Origin of the sequence: Kribbella sp. CA-294648 (genome assembly GCF_050943845.1) — a bacterium.
GTDB lineage: Bacteria > Actinomycetota > Actinomycetes > Propionibacteriales > Kribbellaceae > Kribbella.
This window is the reverse complement of record NZ_CP191981.1, coordinates 1,861,401-1,878,650: the sequence shown is the minus strand read 5'-3', so window position 1 is coordinate 1,878,650 and position 17,250 is coordinate 1,861,401. Positions and strand designations below refer to the sequence as shown.

Annotated in this window: 9 protein-coding genes and 3 pseudogenes; 2 read left to right on the top strand and 10 right to left on the bottom strand. The window is 63.1% G+C overall.

The window, feature by feature from the left end:
• Positions 1–178 precede the first annotated feature (178 nt).
• The 3 genes and pseudogenes from ACQPYM_RS09130 to ACQPYM_RS09120 form a co-directional block, all read right to left on the bottom strand.
• On the bottom strand, positions 179–6,166 hold the full coding sequence (locus tag ACQPYM_RS09130) for an FG-GAP-like repeat-containing protein (RefSeq protein WP_433023217.1): 5,988 nt from the start codon (positions 6,164–6,166) through the stop codon (positions 179–181).
• 405 nt (positions 6,167–6,571) lie between these two features.
• Positions 6,572–6,919: pseudogene (locus ACQPYM_RS09125) on the bottom strand (hypothetical protein); the annotation flags it as partial.
• 135 nt (positions 6,920–7,054) lie between these two features.
• Positions 7,055–8,333, bottom strand: a pseudogene (locus ACQPYM_RS09120) (IS256 family transposase).
• Between the two features lie 1,215 nt (positions 8,334–9,548).
• On the opposite strand from ACQPYM_RS09120, the pseudogene ACQPYM_RS09115 reads away from it, so the two are divergent.
• Both ACQPYM_RS09115 and ACQPYM_RS09110 read left to right on the top strand, forming a co-directional pair.
• Positions 9,549–9,771, top strand: a pseudogene (locus tag ACQPYM_RS09115) (IS1380 family transposase); the annotation flags it as partial.
• Between the two features lie 515 nt (positions 9,772–10,286).
• The gene (locus tag ACQPYM_RS09110) at positions 10,287–11,474 is read left to right on the top strand and encodes a macrolide family glycosyltransferase (RefSeq protein WP_433017806.1); all 1,188 of its coding nucleotides are present in this window, start codon (positions 10,287–10,289) and stop codon (positions 11,472–11,474) included.
• An 812-nt stretch (positions 11,475–12,286) separates the two neighbouring features.
• On the opposite strand, the gene ACQPYM_RS09105 is transcribed toward ACQPYM_RS09110, so the two are convergent.
• From ACQPYM_RS09105 to ACQPYM_RS09075, 7 genes are all read right to left on the bottom strand, one after another.
• Positions 12,287–12,640 carry a phosphotransferase gene (locus ACQPYM_RS09105; RefSeq protein WP_433017803.1) on the bottom strand — a complete coding sequence of 118 codons (354 nt, stop codon included), beginning with the start codon at positions 12,638–12,640 and terminating at the stop codon, positions 12,287–12,289.
• Positions 12,615–13,022 carry an IS3 family transposase gene (locus ACQPYM_RS09100; RefSeq protein WP_433017800.1) on the bottom strand — a complete coding sequence of 136 codons (408 nt, stop codon included), beginning with the start codon at positions 13,020–13,022 and terminating at the stop codon, positions 12,615–12,617. The genes ACQPYM_RS09105 and ACQPYM_RS09100 overlap by 26 nt, the downstream gene beginning before the upstream one ends.
• A 2-nt stretch (positions 13,023–13,024) precedes the next feature.
• Entirely contained in the window at positions 13,025–13,243 is a 219-nt protein-coding gene (locus ACQPYM_RS09095) for a hypothetical protein (RefSeq protein WP_433017797.1), read from the bottom strand.
• Between the two features lie 200 nt (positions 13,244–13,443).
• Complete coding sequence (locus ACQPYM_RS09090) at positions 13,444–14,217, bottom strand: hypothetical protein (protein WP_433017794.1); 774 nt, start codon at positions 14,215–14,217, stop codon at positions 13,444–13,446.
• Positions 14,218–14,739: 522 nt separating this feature from the next.
• A complete protein-coding gene (locus ACQPYM_RS09085) occupies positions 14,740–14,889 on the bottom strand; it encodes a helix-turn-helix domain-containing protein (RefSeq protein WP_433023215.1) in 150 nt (49 codons plus the stop codon).
• Positions 14,890–15,266: 377 nt separating this feature from the next.
• Entirely contained in the window at positions 15,267–16,013 is a 747-nt protein-coding gene (locus ACQPYM_RS09080; RefSeq protein ID WP_433017792.1) for a hypothetical protein, read from the bottom strand.
• A 434-nt stretch (positions 16,014–16,447) separates the two neighbouring features.
• The gene (locus ACQPYM_RS09075) at positions 16,448–17,248 is read right to left on the bottom strand and encodes a tetratricopeptide repeat protein (protein WP_433017789.1); all 801 of its coding nucleotides are present in this window, start codon (positions 17,246–17,248) and stop codon (positions 16,448–16,450) included.
• Between the last annotated feature and the right edge of the window lie 2 nt (positions 17,249–17,250).

The window sequence follows — 17,250 nt, the reverse complement described above, 5'->3', positions numbered from 1 at the left end:
GTGCGGTCACGACCAGATCGAAGATGGTCAGCTCGCATGCACTAAATATCCCAACCGAGGAGGATTTCGGGGACGGGGGCACCACTAGACATCAGCCAGACGCACATGACGAAGCGTCCGCTCCAAGAAGTACTCGGTGCGGACGCTTCGGCAATGACAATTCGCGATCTATGGGCAGTTAATTTAGGGGAACCGTGACCCCCACTCGATAATTGACGCCTCCCGGATATGGTCCTCGCGATAGGTATGGACTAACGACCGAACCGCTGCCGCCTCCGACCCACACGGACCTTCCATCGGTCATCGCTCCGTTGTTCCCTATCGACCCGCCGATATTTCCTCCGGAGGACGCAGTGAATCCATGCTGTGTCAGAGCCACGGTGCCGAGCAGGAGATCAATCGAGTATGGCTTCAGCGCGGGCCACCTATCCGTCCAATCCGTGCCGAGAGCGGATACGGCAGCTGTCGCTGAAATTGACATCTGAGTAATCCCGTTTTTGTCGATTCCGCCTCCGGCTCGGAACGCCACCGCGAAGGGCCCCACCCATACGTTCACGCCCATGGACGCGGACGATCCCGGCATGTAGTCACCTTGACCATTGGCTCCTGCCGCGCCAGCCGCGCCATCCGTGTTACCAATCGTCTCGAGGCCGCCTGCGCCGCCGGCTCCGCCTGCGCCGCCGTTGTCGCCGTCGCTTCCTGAGCCCTTCCCGCTGTTTGCCGCGGCCTGGTCTCCCTGCGGGCATCCCACAGCCGGGGCGCACCAAGCGCCTCCGGCGACAGTGGGCTGCTGGTTGGGGATCTCCAACTTCGGGCCGACGACGGTAACCTCGTCGAGGACGTACCCGATACAGGTTCCTACGAGTTCGCAGCCGGCCGGACCGACGAAGTGCCCGTTCTTGGTCGTGTAACTCGTGCCGGGGTGGATGGTGATGCCTGATGCTGTTGTGGGGGCCGATCCGGCGTTGATCTCCTTAATGACTGCTTGGGTTCGGTTGAGGTCGGGTTTGGTTTCGTAGTGGCTGTGGGGGTTGGGTGATCCTGGGCTGCCGGCTGTTCCGGGGTTGCCGCCGTCGAAGATGGTGCCGCTGCCTCCGGGGCCGCCTTCGCTGCCGGCGCCGCCGTCGTGGCAGGCTGTTTCCAGCAAGCCGCCGTTGCCGCCGACGCAGATTTGGTAGCCGGTGGGGTCGGTGTATTTGTGGGGGTTGTTGCCGACGTAGGTGTAGCGGTTCCAGGCTTGGGAGGGGTTGGCTCCGTCGACGTTGGGGTCGGGGGTGGTGAAGCGGGCCAGGGTGGGGTCGTAGATGCGTCCCTTCATGTTGACGAGGCCGAGTTCGCGGTCGTCTTCGTGTCCGGTGAAGCCTTGTTCGAGGGTTTCGGGCTGGATCCCGGTGGTGTAGCCGGCGTCGCTGGTGCGCCAGTCGGGGTTGCGGGCCAGTCCGTAGGTGTCGTAGGAGCGGTTCTCCTCGACTTTGGCTTTGTAGCCGGTGGTGGCGTTGTGGCTGGTGACCAGGCTGGTCGAGCCGAGCCGGTCGGTGTGGTTGTAGAGCGTCGGATTCTTGAGCACGACCGACGCGCCGGCCGGTTGGGTGTAGCGCAGGGTCGCGCTGCCGGTCCCGCCACCAGCGACGAGCAACCGGTGCTCGGTCTTGGTGGCGGTTGTGTGCCGCTCGTAGAGACCGGGCAGGTAGGTCGTGGTGATGTTCCTGGTGGTCTTGCGGGCGCGTTGCCCGTCGCCGTAGTAGAGGAACTCCGCGGTCGTGCCACCGGTGGTGTTGGTCATCTTCGACGGCAGGTCGAGGTCGTTGTAGGCGATGGTGCCGCCCGGACGGGTGGTCTGACGCCCGATGGCGTCGTAACCATAGGTCCGGTTGCCGAAGATGCCGCCGGTGATCGAGGTGACCTGGGTCGGTTTGTTCTGGTCGTAGGTGTAGGTTCCCCGGCGCTTGCTGGACGTCACGTTGCCCAGGAAGTCGTAGCCCCAGGAATCGCCCAGGAACGACACTTCCGGCCCGCCGGGGGTGGGCGAGTGCTTGACCGTGGCTTTCATGACCCGGTTCAGTGCGTCGTAACCGAACAACTCGGTCACCGGGGCCTGGCCCTGGTCTTGGCGCTTCCGGGTTTCCAGGTTCCCGGCATCGTCGTAGGTGTAGTTCTCGGCCTGCAACAGCGCCGACGGTTCAGCGTCCGTCACGTTGGTGCGGTTGGTGATCGACGTTGCCCGGTTCATCTGGTCGAACACCGTGGTGGTGGTGACCCCGTCACCGGTTTCCTCCGTGGTGAGCCGGTCACGGTCATCGGTGGTCTTCGCGGTCCACAACACGCCCGCGTCACCGGCCGGCTCGAGGGTGCGGACCGTCTGCAGCCGCCCGTTGCTCGTCGCAGCGGAGGCGTAGTCGTAGCCGACCTTGACCCCGGACGCATGACCGGGCAAGGTCGGGTAGCGCACCGCGGTCGTCCGCCCGAACTTGTCGTAGTCGAACGACGCCGACAACGACTCCGGCAACGCCGGATCCGACACTGCCGGGACCTGGTGCGCGACGCTGCTGAGCCGGGACAGTTCGTCGTAGCTGTAGTCGATCTTGGTGGTCCTCGCAGCGCCACTGCTCAGATCGGACCACTCGGTCCGCAACAACTTGCCCTTGGCCGCCCCGCGGCTGCCGTCACCGTCATAAACATTCGACAACACACTGGTGACGGCCTCGCCCTTCTTGACCGTGACAGTCTGCGGGCGGCCGAGCACGTCATAACCCGTGGTCGTTTCCCGGCCCAACGCATCCACCGACCCGATGACCTCACCGAACGCGTTATAGACCGCGGTCGTCGTGCCCCGCTCGGCGTCGGTGCTGACCCGTAGGTTGCCACGTTCGTCATAGACGAACGTGTTCCGGCTGGCCGGAACATTCATCGTCTGAGAACTCAGCAGCGTCCCGAACGGCCCGTTGACGAACTCCCGCACGTGAGCACTGGAGTAGCCGTCAGCAGAACGGATCACCGATCCACGCGGATCGACAACCGTGACCTTCACATTGTTGCGGGCGTCGGTCGCATACGTGGTCCGCTCCGCGTAAGTCCACTTCTGAACCGTGCCGTCAGCGGCCGTCAGTTGCCGGATGCGGCCGGCATCGTCGTAGGAATAACGGGTCTGGGTGACCGGGGCAGTGCCCCCGACAGTGCGATAGTCGCGGCGGGCGATCAGATTGCCCGCGGCCTCATAGGTGCTCTCCCGCTGCCGCATCTTGGCATCGAAGCCCTTGAACCGCTCCAGCTTCACCCGGCCGGCCCGATCCAGCACCGACTCGGCCAACGCCCCCGACGCGTCCGAAACCCTGACACGGACCAGGTTCTGCCCACCGACCTGCTCCAGCCCATACTCACTGACCTGCTCGGCACCACTGGGTGTGCGGGTCTTCCGCACCCGGCCCAGCGTGTCATAGGTGACGTCAGTGCGCAGCCCGTTGACGTCAACGATCACCTTCGGAACACCCAGCACCGGGTCATAACCGGTGCGGGCCACCTGGCCCAGAGCGTTCATCGTCGCATGCGGGAACCCGAACATGTCGGCCACCGCGGTGGCTTCGCGCACCTCACCGGACTTCGCATCCCGCGCCTTGGCGCGGTTCATGGTGCCCGACGCGTCGTAACCGAACTCCGTGACCAGCACCTTGCCCTGGACGGCATCGGTCCCGAACGTCTTCTGCTGCTTGACCCGGACGTGGCCCGGATCGTAGCTGTAATCGGTGGTGCGGGTCTCCTGAGCGGCCGGCTGCCCGGCCGGAACGACCCGATCGGTGACCTGAACCCGGTGCGGCCGCGCCACCAGCCAATTCGCCACATCCAGATCCGGTGTCATCGTCACCGTCACTTCGGCGAAATGCCCACCCCCAGCCGACGACGCTCTTTCCTTGCGGACATTGCCGTAGTCATCGACCTCGTCGACCGCACGAACCGCTTCCTTGAAGAACGGCTTGTTCTGGGCATCGAACTGACTCGGCGACCACGTCGCAAGGCAACACGCCACCGACGCGAACTCATAACTTTGCCGCCTCTCGACCGCCACGTAGTTGAAGAAACTCCCCCCCGGCGTCACCTTCTTCCCCCACGACAACACACTGCGCTCCAGCGACTGCTTGCCGCCCGGGATCGCCCGGACACTCCACTGCTCCACCAGACGCGGATCCTGATACGGCGTCGTGTTCGAGAAGAACGAACGCTCCACCAACTTGTCGTCACGGCCAGGCACCGTCGTGGTCACCCGCCGCTCAGCAAACCCCAGGAACTGCTGCGACCGCTTGTCGACTCGGCCATCGCGATACACATAAACCGAACGGATCACCTGGTCCACATCGTCGACCCCCGCGTCACGCTCAACCCGCTTCACGACGTGACGGTTCGCCTCGCCCCGCAGACAGCTCACATGCCCGGTCTGACCACACGAACCAGGCTTGTAGACACCCGTATCGGTCGTCGGCGCATACGTCACGCTGACCGTCGGCTTCGGCTGCGTCGAGCCAGTCGGAGACTGGTTGCCCTCACGGATCTCGGTCAACAAATCCGGCTTCGCGTTACTGCCCGAACCCGCATGGGTGTAAAGCATCAACCTGGTCGGGTCATCGTTGGTGTCCGGGTTGTCAACCAGCACTACATCATCCAGACCATCACCATTCGCGTCCACCGTCCGGACACCCTGCACCGCCAACACCGCGGCCGAACGCTGCGCAAAACCGATCGGCGTCGCCGACTTCACAAACACCAACCCACCACCAGCCGAAAAGGCGGGACGAACCAGCTCCATCCCGTCATAGTTCGGAGAATTCAGGGCCTGCTTCGGAATCAGCAGGTCGTGACGGCCGTCACCATCGGCATCCACAACCTCCGAGACCGGCAAACCATCAACCGGCAACGAAACCCCCATCGGCTGAGGATCAGCAAAACCACGACCAGTATTCAGCCAGTAATACAACTTCGTGTCCGGTCCTCCACTCCCGCCATTGGTGACGACGTCAGCCAGACCATCGCCATTCAGATCCAAAACCTTCATATCCAACTTAAAAGCGTCCGAGTGAAAGGCTCCAGCGACCGGATGCGGCAGCGACGGCCTCGCCACATCCAGCACCCCAGCCTTCTGGAGTGACCGCCGATAAACCACCTCGTCGCGACCGTCGCCATCCACATCAAGGACGATGACGTCCCGCGGGCTCAGCCCGCTAAGCACACCACCGGGGCCCAGGTGGATCGGCGCACTGAACGCCAACTTCTCCGGATTCTGCGGATCAGTACCCAACACACCAACCAGCCCAGAACGGTGCCGCCACGACCAGATGAACCCACCGGCCTGAGCCTGGTTGTACTCAAGCACATCCTGGTACCCGTCACCGTCGAAATCACCGAACATCCCACCATGAGCACGACCGTCAACCGTGCTGCCGTTAGTCAAACCACCGAAATAGCTCGTCCGGGCCCGCAACGGCGCACTCAGATCATCCCGAGACAGCCACGGCCGCCAATCAATGTTCTGCGGCTCCCGCGGCAACAAATCAACCCTGCCATCAAGGTCGAAATCGAACGGATACCCCGTCACCTTCGTATTCGCACCGGTCGACCCAGCAGTCACATGTCTCAAGTAGCGGCCCGGACCATTCGTAACCGACTCCGCCCTCAAATAACGCCAGCCATCCTCCTCCGGCCACGCCAGATCCGTCCGCCCATCACCATTCAGATCCGCCGACACCAACTGACTGTCCTCCGTCGACGGCACCAACGACTGCGTCGGCGACAACTGCTCCACCCCGGCATCGAACCCGACACCACCCAGCGACCACTTAAACAACGTCGGACGCCGACACTCCGTATCGACCGCGCCACACTCGGTGATTCGCTCCAGCTTGCTGACCTTTGTCGACCCCAGGTTCTGATACACCAACTTGTATTGCCGGGCCTGCTTCCAGCCACCCGCATCGATACTCATCGTCACCGACCGCAACCGCTGCAAACCCTCAAGACGCACCCCGTACTGAAACCCGAACACCGGATCCGGCCGAGTCTCATAACCAAACTCGACCCTCCGATCCAACTTCCCCGCACCGCCATAGACAATCGACGACACCCACCGCTCGATCTCACTGCCATCCCCAGCCGACCGCGTCCCGTACTTGTACTGGATCACATTCCCCGAACGATCCTGCGCACGCCCCAACGGCCACCCAACGTTCACCCGCCCCCCACCAACCACCACCGACGACACCGACGCCGACACCCCATCCGACCCAAACGTCCGCATCACACCATCCGGCGACTCCACCGTAAACACCGCCGGCCCACCCCCCACCGACCCCGCAGGCCGCAACGACCGCACCCGCACCAGAGAATCCGGAACCGTCCGATACTCAGTACCATCCGCCCCATACACCCCAGAAACAGCCTTCAACCGCTTCCCATCCAAACAAAAACGATCCCCACCATTCAAACGCGGCCCCTCCACCACACCATCATGACCCACCGTCCTCCCACACCGCGAAACCTGCGACAAACCACCCAACCCAAACCCCACACCAACCTGACCATTCCCCCCACCACTGCTATAGCTCAACGACAACCCCGGCTCAAAACCACCCCGCCCCGCAACAACACGCAACGGCACCGAATAACCCGCCACCCCCTCATCCGACACCGAAAAACCACCACCACCCCCACCCACCGCACCACCCGCACCCACCGTCACCGACGCACCCCCCACCGCGGAAGCGTCATACGACGGCAAGGGCAACCCCCCCACCACACCCGCCGTTTCGAGATTGCGCAATGGATTGGTCGCTGCTTCAGCAGACCTGATAGAGACGGAGACTGCTCCCAGCGCAGCGACGAGGACGGTTAGGCCAGCGATTAGTCGGCGCACAGTTGCTCCATTCGGCGATGACATAGACGTTCCCGTTGCTATACGCGTCATCTGACCTCATCGGTTCGCCGTAACCAGGGCGTCGTCATCGGCGTCATGCCTGCCATGACTTTGCCGGCCGGGACTGTCAAACGAACGGTGTAACTCGGGTTGAGAAGGTTAGTTGCGGTCGGTGGTGAGGCGGCCGTCGAAGGCGATCTCGAAGGCGTTGAGTGCGGGTTTCCAGCACATCGTCCAGCGTTTGCGGCCGGTGCCGATCGGGTCCAGGCTCATCGCCGCGAGGTACACGCATTTTCAGTGCTGCTTGCTCGTTGGGGAAATGCCCGCGGGCCTTGACCGCGCGGCGGATCCGGGCGTTGACGGACTCGATGGCGTTGGTCGAACAGATCACCCGGCGGATCTCGGGATCGAAAGCCAGGAACGGAACGAACTCGGCCCAGGCGTTGTCCCACAACCTCACGATCGCCGGGTAACGCCCGCCCCAGACCTCGGCGAACTCCGTGAAGCGTTCCTTGGCCGCGGCTTCGGTCGGGGCGGTGTAGACCGGCTTGAGTGCCTTCGCGATCGCGGTCCAGTGCTGGCGGCCGGCGTACCGGAAGCTGTTCCTGAGCAGGTGCACGATGCAGGTCTGAGTGATCGCCCGCGGCCAGACGGTGCCGATCGCATCCGGCAGCCCTGCCAGGCCGTCACACACCACCATCAACACATCCGCGACACCGCGGTTCTTGAGCTCGGTCAGCACATGCAGCCAGTACTTCGCGCCCTCACCGCCATCACCGGCCGAACCCCAAGATGTCGCGGTGTCCTTCGCAGGTCACCGCCAACGCGACATAGATCGGCCGGTTCGACACCTGCCCATCGCGGACCTTGACGTGGATCGCGTCGATGAACACCACCGGATACACCGCATCCAAGGGCCGGTTCTGCCACTCGACCATGCCCTCCACGACCTTGCCGGTGATCGTGGAGATCGCTGCCGCGACACCTCCGCGCCATACACCTCGGCCAGGTGCGCCGAGATCTCTCCGGTGGTCAGGCCTTTGGCCGACGACGAGATCACCATCTCGTCCACACCCGACAGCCGCTTCTGGCGCTTCGCCACGATCCGCGGCTCGAAACTCGCCTCCCGGTCCCGCGGCACGTCGATGTTCACCTCGCCGACATCGGTCAGCACGGTCTTGGACCGCACACCGTTGCGGGAGTTGCCCGTCCCACGACCGGCCGGAACGTGTTTGTCATAGCCCAGGTGATCGGTGATCTCGCCCTCGAGCGCGGATTCCAGCACTCGCCTGGTCAACTGCTGCAACAATCCACCCTCGCCGGTCAACTGCAGCCCGCCGGCCGGGGCCCGACCCACCAACTGCTCGACAAGTTGCTCATCCAAACCATCCAGACCAGCCCCAGCCCTCGGCTCCTCAACGCGCTCCACGCCAGACATCATCTCGGTCATCAGATCTACTCCCACGATCGGGAGTCACACCGAACTTCTTACAGTCCCTGCCGGCCTCGCTGACGCCTGATCGGTCGCCAATGCCGAGGACCATAGCCAGGTTCGATGTCTGCTCCCGCCGTGAGTCACGTCGTTCCGTGCCGAACGGCTCTGCAGCCGTCCGCTTCCCTGGCCAGCCATCGCCAAGGGCTGCACTACGGACGCAACTCTCGCAGACAAGGCGCTGACTGCCGTTGACACTGACCAGCGAAACTGCAAGACGCCTCAACGCAGACCTGTGAACTGTCCCGTCATGGAGCAGCCAGGGGACGACTGCCTGCACATCGTGTCGGCAGTGCGTGACCGCTCGTCCTACATGCCGGCTTCCTCGGTCCGCAGAACTGCGTTGAACAGGCAAACTCGGGTCGGGAAAACTGGGCAAGTCCGTGGTGGTCGGAGCCCTCGTCACGGGTGTGGCTCGAACTCGATGCGAATCGGCACCGGCTCTCCGGCCTGTGAGGTCGGTGACGCTGTGCCCGTGGCCTCGGCAAGCCGGGGATTTGGCCTCCACGCCAGCGGTATGCTTCCAGCGGAAGTGAGGTGGGCCGAGGTGGAAGGCAAGCAGCCGAACGGGAGCCGACTGGATCCGCCACCGGCGGCGCTCTGAGGACGGAGCGAAGGCAGGAGCATCTGCCAGGCCCGCGCCCCCGACCTGCACCTGGAACCGCGCTCGAGCACGCTCCAGGGTGTCACCTCACCGGTGGTCGAGCGTCCCGCTCCCGGACGCTATGGCCCCTGCAATAGATCACCCTCATCATCGCCAGCCATGACGCCCGCGAAATCATCACCGCGACCAGGATCCAGCGACCGACATACCAAACCGGCACGACTCGGGTCTGACAACCGCCGGAGCCGACGCCGTCAGTAACCACCCATCGCCCAATCCGCCAACTACGGAACAACCGTAGCCATCAACCCCGCCTCCGTAGCCAACCTCCTCCGCTTGTGCATGATCACCGCCCGCTCAGTCGGCTCACCCGTCGGACTAACCGGCTGACTGCCGCAGAGACCTGTACACACCCCCAGTTGGCGGTTTGCCCGAGCAATCCCGTGAGCGGCCCTGCGCATGAATGCCCGGATCGCGACCAATAGAGTCCGTCCGATCCAATCAGATCGGTTCAAATACACGCCGGTGTGGTGAAGCCTTCACCTCCACCACACCGGGCGTCGAAAGCCCTGCTCGACACCGTCGCCGCGGGTTGACCCACCCCGCCCACGCGATCATCGAACAGTTCCACGCCAACCTCAAACAGTCCGCCCTGGCCCACTCCTCTCCGGCAAGCTCACCGCCAATGCCGCCTGGCTGGTGCTGGCGGTAATCGCGTTCAACCTCGCCCGCGCTGCCTGCACCCTCAGCGGCGGCGACTTCGCCAAGGCCGCCACCGCCCACGCCCTGACCACCCCGCCGCGCAGACAGCCCACCCAACACCCACCGTGGAAACCCTGACGTCCGCACCCCACCCGTATCCACCACTCACACACATCAACTGCCCGCCCCCAGTCCATCGGTGGATCCGGCTTAGCGAGCATGCGTTGGCCGGAGGAGCACGGGTCAGGGTTCGATATGCCGTCCTACAGCAGCGAGCCATCGCACTTCGGAGCGCTCACGGAGCGCGCTCGCACAACCGCATGGTAAGGACCCACGCTGGAACATGAGCCGTCATCCTCGCCGCATGGGGCGTCCGGGTGCCCGCCTACCCGCAGCTCATAGTGCCGGCATTGAGGCTGTGCCGGATCGACCATGGCTGCGAGCGAAGGTCGCCTCGCTCGGCTCGAGGCCGGTCGCACTGACTCGACTTGACGGAGATTGGTGAGCGAATCCAATTGTGCTCTTGCGAACGTATTGCCACCCGAACGGGTGGGCCTCGGCCTTGAGTCAATCTGAAGGCGAGCACAGATGTGATGGCGATGCATGTAGCGTTCTTGACTATCCCTGCCGCAGGGCACATCAACCCGACTCTACCGTTAGTAACTGAGTTGGCCCGGCGCGGTCACCGCGTAAGTTACGCCAGTGGGCCGGCCTTCCGCGAGGCGATCGAGAACGCGGGCGCACAGTTCGTCGAGATCGACTGGGCGCCGCCGACAGTCAAAGCATCACGCACCGGACAGACCACCGAAGAGCTGGCCGATATGCTGCTCGATTCAATTGTCGCGGCGCGTCGTGCCATGCCGGTAGCCGAGCACTGGTTGCGTGTCGATCGTCCAGATGTCTTTTGCTACGACATGATGACGCTGTTGGGGCCTGTCTTAGCCGAACGACTCGACCTCCTTCACGCTTCGACGATCGCCAACTTCGCGGGGAACGAGTACTTCGACCTGACGTCGGCGGTGACGCCCGAGACCTTTGATCCGACCATACCAAGATTCCAACAGTTCCTTGCCGAAAGAGCGGCTTTTGCAGCGGACGCTGGCCTACCGGTAGAACTGATAGCGGCACCGGGCGTGATCGCACCACTGAATTTTGTCTTCATTCCGCGCGAGTTCCAGATCGCCGGCGACACGTTCGACGAGAGGTTCCATTTCGTCGGACCGGCAATTGGGTCCAGAATCCAAACATCGCCTTGGAATCCGCCGGCCGATGGGTCGCCGCTGTTGTATATCTCCCTCGGTACGCTCTACAACCAACGGTCCGACATTTTTGCGCTGTGCATCAAGGCGTTCGGAGGAAGCGGTTGGCGGGTAGCGATGGCGGTGGGTGACAAGGTCGATCGGACGCCCCTCGGCGAAATCCCGTTCAACTTCGACGTCCGGTCGTCCTTTCCACAGCCAGAGGTACTTCGACACGCAGCCGCATTCTTGTCGCATGCCGGCATGAATTCAGTGATGGAATCCCTGCTCAATCAAGTCCCTCTAGCCATGCTTCCACAGACCCCCGAGCAGTTCATGAACGCTAGGCGAGTGGCCGAGTTGGGTCTGGGCAGACTGGCCGAATCTAGCCCGTCACCCGAATCACTCCGACAGACAGTCGACGAACTAGCGGCCGACCCTGGAATTCAACAGAATTTAGCGACGATGGCGTCTCTCCTGGTTGCCGGAGGTGGAGCCGAGGCTGCGGCGGACGCTCTGGAAGCACACGCAGATCCGACGTGACTGAGCCCACATCCACAACGGCGAAGTCGCCCAGGCGACGTGTCGCGACGTGCAGGAAATCGCGCTCCACGAACTGCCACCGGAGAATCAGCATGCTCAGTTGCGTCGGTTTGATGTCCAACGAGAACGGACGAGCTCGCTGTCGCGCGAGACGGTAGTCAACATCTGTCGGACGCGGCCCGCGGCGGAACAAGCCGTAGCCCCGGCCTTTGTATAGTCGGTTGATCGCCGCGGCCGGGGGTGCGTGCCCGGGGGGTGAGGTTGGGGCGTGCCGGCTTGCCGTTTGCTTCATGGTGGTACCGGAATGCGCGGTTCGTGAGGTCGACCGGCGTGAAGGCGGGCGAACGCGGTGACCAACTCGGAACGGCGGGGGCCTAGTGATCGCCCGTGGCTGCGCGTCTCCTGGTCCAGACGACAGGCGGTGCGGCCAGCGCCGCGACCGTCGTAAGCACTTCCCAAGGCGAGCGGCATGAGCGTGCCCTTGATGTCCTTTTGCCCCGGGGAGGCGAAATCCGACTGCTCCCAGTACCAATGCGACCAAGTCGAGCAGCCGCGACGAGACCGTTACAACAAGGGCTCCATGAAGCCGGTCAGCAAGGCGGCCGCCGCGGTGAGCTCGAAAGGGAGATTAGCGGCGAGTCCACCACCGAGACCGACCTTGGTCATGACGTCTGCGCAACGAGTCGAGCAGTACGCCGGCGCTGGGCCGCACCGAACACCAGAGCCATAGCGACAAACAGGAATTCGTACCTGCCATCGGACCATGGTATTGCATCAGGTCTCTGATGCAATACCCGGGTAGAGCGATAACTTCAGGTCGTTGCGGCTTGGATGGCTGCTCGAACCTCACTTGCCGGATCACCCTCGTGGTAGACCCGCTCGCTGTTCTCGATGTTATCAAGGAAGCGCTGATACAACAGCGCGCCCTGAAGGCGGGCGATCACCTTCATTGGCGCCAGAGCGCGTAGGGGCCTGCTCCGCGGGATGTGTTTGAGCCATGCATTCACCCAGACAGACTTTGCTTGCTCCTGATCCCCAGCCGGCAGCCAACCAACCAGGCGATGGATATCCGTCGCCGGATGGCCTACGAAGCTGTCGGCCCAATCCACAATCATCCGATTCGATCCATCGGATCGCCAGTTACCAGGGTGAAAGTCGCCGTGCACGAGCGTGTGCTGGCAGCGAAATCGCCCCGATCAGGTCCGGTGCCCGCCACGGGCCCTTCCCCGGCCGGGTGGTGGCCCTGCGGCGCTTCTTTCTCCGCGCGACCAGGTGCTGCTCACGCATGATCTCGGCGACGGTCTTCTCACTCACCCGCCAGCCGGCCTCGCGCAGGTCGTCGGTGATCCGCGGCGACCCATACTTACCCTGGTGCGCGGCGAACAGCTGTCCAATCGCGATCGCCAGCTGCTCACGCCGAGCCCGCCGCGGCGAGGCGTCCCCGTAGCGCCACTTGTAAAGCCACGCCGGTGACACCCCCAGCGCCCGGCACGCCACCGCGTGCGGGACGCCGTAGTCAACCCTCTGGGCTGCGATGAAGCCGGCCACGGCTACCGCCTGGTCGCATCCTCGACCCAGAGGGCCACGCTGCACTTGAGCACATCACACCGCATCCGCAGCTCGGCATTCTCCTTCCGCAAGCGGTGCAGCTCCTCGCGCTCGTCCTCGCTCAGCACCTCGTCGCCACCGTGCCTCGACGAGCTGCCTGGCTCGAAGCCGAGACCGGCGAGGACGCAGCATTGCGGGGTAGGCAGAAGGTGACGGATCAAGCACCGGGAGAGTCCGCAGCCGCGATAGCCGATGCTGGGTCAGATGAACAGAGCTACGGCGTGCCCGAACTCGAGGAGGGCCGAACTTCCAGCCCGCACGCTCCACGACATCCGTGTCAATGCCTGAATACCCGACGATCGACCAGAGCGGCGGCACGAAGTGACCGCGCGCGCTGATTAGTGAAATCTTGCCGATTCGGTCACACTGAAAACACCATTGAGAATCCAACATCGATAGGTTTGTTTGTTGAATCGTAACAGGCGACGTCTATGGAAGTGGTCACGCTGGCCACAGCACAGCCAATCCCCGGCAGCGTCGTGTTCGGACTTACGACTGCAGATCCGAAGTATCCACCCGGAAACGTAACTCTGTATCTTCCCACGTTGGTCTTTACTGAGGTAGCAGGACCCTCGGTGCTCTGACTGATCTCCATGCTTCCGTTTGGAAGCACTTTGATATAGCCATCAGTGAATCTGCCGACGCTGCCTTGGCGGTAGAATCCCTGAAGATCGACATTGACGTCTAGGCTGCCGGCGGAGTTGAAAATGGCGAGCTTGTTGCCGATTCCGAGCTTGATGGTCGCGTGGTTGGCAATGATCTGACCAACTGAGTAGCTGACGGTGCTGCTCACTGGTTGCGCCTCCCCGGCGGGGAAGACTTTCAAATAGCCAGAGGCGCTTCCTTTGATGGCCGTTACACTGATCGAGACTGCGGTCGCGTTGAACGGGACCTGTGGTATGGAGATCACGCGAGTCTCGCCTGCCTTGATCTTGCCTGACGACTGCTGCGTAGTCAGCACCCGAACAGGAGTAACAGGCTGGAAAGCTCCGGGGCCTGGTGATGGCACAGCAGCCGGACCAACTGCCGATGTGCTCGACAAGGGAAGCGCATCGGCGATACCCAATCCCCCGAGTGCGGCAGCGGCACCTATCACGCCAGCCACAATCGCCGGAAACCACGCCCTGCTTCGCATGATTGGAACCTCTCGTTCTTGGTTTGTGCGGCGCTCTCCCAGCCAGTACGTAAGCGTCCTGACGCCCGGTTCACATGCGAGGCGGAGCTCATCGTTATGCGCAGCCGGACAGACGCGCTGAATAGTTCATTGCCAGACGAAGTCGGATCCCCGCCAGCGATCAGCGGCTTCCGCGTCGATCCAGCGTGACCAAGTGGTGAAGCGGCGATCGCGGTGAGCGGACCTCAGCTGACGAATCGTTCGTTGCTACAAGCAGCCGGCAGGACTGTCTCGCCGATGGCGTCAAGGCCTACCGGCCACACACCAATCGAAACGACTCCATGCACTATGGCCCGACGACTAGGCCAACTACGAGCTCTACGCCTCAGAAGGTGCTCGCTGCACTGACAGGATGGCTCCACCGGTACAACCACCACCGATCCCACCCAGCCCATTTCGGCGGCGGTCCCCCATCACCCTCTTGACCAACCTGCCTCAAGATCACAAGCAGCCGCACCTGGAGCTCTCCGGGACCTTGTCAGATCAAGCCTGCCCGCACCCCGTAGGCGCCGCATGGCAACGGTTGCGGAGGTGCAGCCGACTGGTGATGTCGTGCAGCATATTCTTGACGGTTCGCTCGGAGTACCCCATCTTGTCGGCGATCTCGCGTGTGCCCAATCCTTCAGAGATCATACGCCGTACGTCGGTCTCGCGGGGCGTCAGGCGTGTGTGCGTCGGGCCGTTCGATAGCTGAACATTGCGCTGCAACTCCGACACCCTGACCGAGCAGTCTTCCAAGCATCTGGGGTGGCATACTCCCACCTCCTCCCTGGGCAGCTTGGATCGCCTGACCTAGCGTCTCCGGACTTGCTTGCGCGCGCGGTACGACGCCGTATACGCCGGCCTCGATCGCTGTCAGCAATCGGCCGTCCTCGAGCTTCGAGATCACCAGCACGACAGGGTATCGCCCGAACTGGTGACCCGATCGGACAAGCCGCAAGGTGTCGTCATCGAACTCCTCAGTGACGACGAGCGCAACGGTCGGAGTGTGGTCGTCGAGTGGCGAATCCTCAGAACTGTGCAGAGCGAGTTCGTGCCGGTAGCGCAGCATCTGCAAGATGCCGGTTCGCAGCACCGGGTTTCGCGCGAAGACGAATACGGTCGGTCATGGTTGCTTCCGGAGCGAGGGGCGCTGGTCGCCTTGTCGACAAGTCTGGTCGGGCGACTTCGCCTGCAGTCAACACCGACTCAACGTGCCTCTTCAGGCGGCTTCTGTGCCCCTTCGGCCGTCCCACCGTGGTTGGTGGCGCCGTGCGGGCTAGCACCGACACGAGATGCTGCTGTCCAGACCCCTGGGCCTTGGCAAGGCCCTGGACCAGGGCGCTGACGGACTCGGCCGCGCCGTCTTCCGCTGCGAATCGGAGAAGTTTCCAATCGTGTGCGCCAGATTTGCCGTGCCGCTGAGGAGACTCGAGCCGTGGTCGGAGCGGCCGTCGGTGCCGACGATCTTCGCCGGGGAGGCCGCCCATCAGATCGATCACCGCGATCGACCCAACGGTGTCGCCGACATCCAAACTGGCCTCGGCGAGGTCAACCTGCTCCTGGAACGGCGGCGTCGAATTGGCGAGGCCGTATTGAGCGGCCAATATCGCTCGATCGGCGACGCCGGCCTCGTCCCTAAGCAATCCGCAGATCCTCGAGGCGTGACGATACGCTCGGGCAGCCTCGAGCGGCGTGATCACCGCCATCCTCGGCGTCACCCGATCCAGCAAGTCACGAGCCTCGACGAGCTCCGCCTCGCCCAGCAATCGAGCCACCTGCTAACACACTGCGTCAAGGCCAGGCACAGCTGGATCACCTGTCATGCGGTCAGCATCCGGCCATGCGAGACGCGGTACTGCTCGCCAGAGCAGCAGCCCGTCGTCACCTACGGGGTCCTCTCGAGTTTGAGCCACATAGGGGAATCCAGCGTCCAGTGCTGTCCACGAGGTAGTTTTGCCGAACAGCCCTCGATCGGCAGTGCATGCATAGACAGCCGCCCGTGCACCAGCGATACCCAGTTGGACAGAAATGCATTTGCCTCAAAGGCCAAAAGGACTCACGCGGCATACCGGGTTGTACGGGCGTACCCCGGTGAACCGTCAGGGCATGGGTATTCGTACTGCGGGCCGACTGTGCTCTGCCCTGCGCTGGCTGGTTCCCGAAGCCATCCGGCAACCCCTGACCATGCCAACCGCTACGAACGAACAAGTCAGCACGCGCTCAGGTGATGGAATCGCTTGAGACAGGCGACCAGTGTGGGGTGGTCCCCCCGAACCCGCTGGCCGAGGATCTGCACAGCGTCCCGGTAGGCGGTACGCGCGGATGCGACGTTCCCGAGTCGCTCCTCGATGTATCCAAGATTCGCCAACGAGACCGCGATGTCGGGGTGTTCTCCGCCGAGGGCGGCTCGCTTCATTTGTAGGGATTCGAGGGCCAGTGACCGTGCTGCGTGGTTGTCACCCTTCGCTGAGGCACAGGCTGCAAGATTGTGGAGAGCAACTGCCACTTCGTAGTGGTTCGCGCCGAGTCTTCGCCGGTACTCGAAGAGAATGTGGCGAAGTACTTCATCGGCCTGCTCCAAGCGACCGAGGCCTTGAATGACTGTCGCGAGAACGGCCTTATCCGCAAGAACTGACAGGTGCTCTCGACCGTGGACTTTGGTCCGAATGTGGACAGCAAGGCGAGCCCATAACTCCCCTGGTCCTAAGTTTCCGCACATGTGTTCGAGGCTGGCAAGATTATGGCAAATAGTCGCGAACAAGTCTTTTGCCTCGAGTGTCCAACCGGCAACCGGATGCACGAGATCGAGGGCGCGACGATAGAGATGCCGTGCCTCTGGCATGTCGCCACGATACCGTTGCGCGACACCGAGCTCGTTGAGTAGCCGTGCATTATCCAGAGCCCTGACATGCGGGCCCGAAAGTGAGAGCGCCTCCTCAAAGGTGGCCACGGCTGCCCTGAAATCGCCATAATTTCTCTGCCTCACGCCCGATACGAGCAGATCACTCACCC

Excerpts from the sequence above, each read along its gene's own strand:
- ACQPYM_RS09085 (WP_433023215.1), bottom strand. The coding sequence starts at position 14,889 with ATGATCTCTGAAGGATTGGGCACACGCGAGATCGCCGACAAGATGGGG.
- ACQPYM_RS09110 (WP_433017806.1), top strand. The coding sequence starts at position 10,287 with ATGGCGATGCATGTAGCGTTCTTGACTATCCCTGCCGCAGGGCACATC.
- ACQPYM_RS09090 (WP_433017794.1), bottom strand. The coding sequence starts at position 14,217 with ATGCGAAGCAGGGCGTGGTTTCCGGCGATTGTGGCTGGCGTGATAGGT.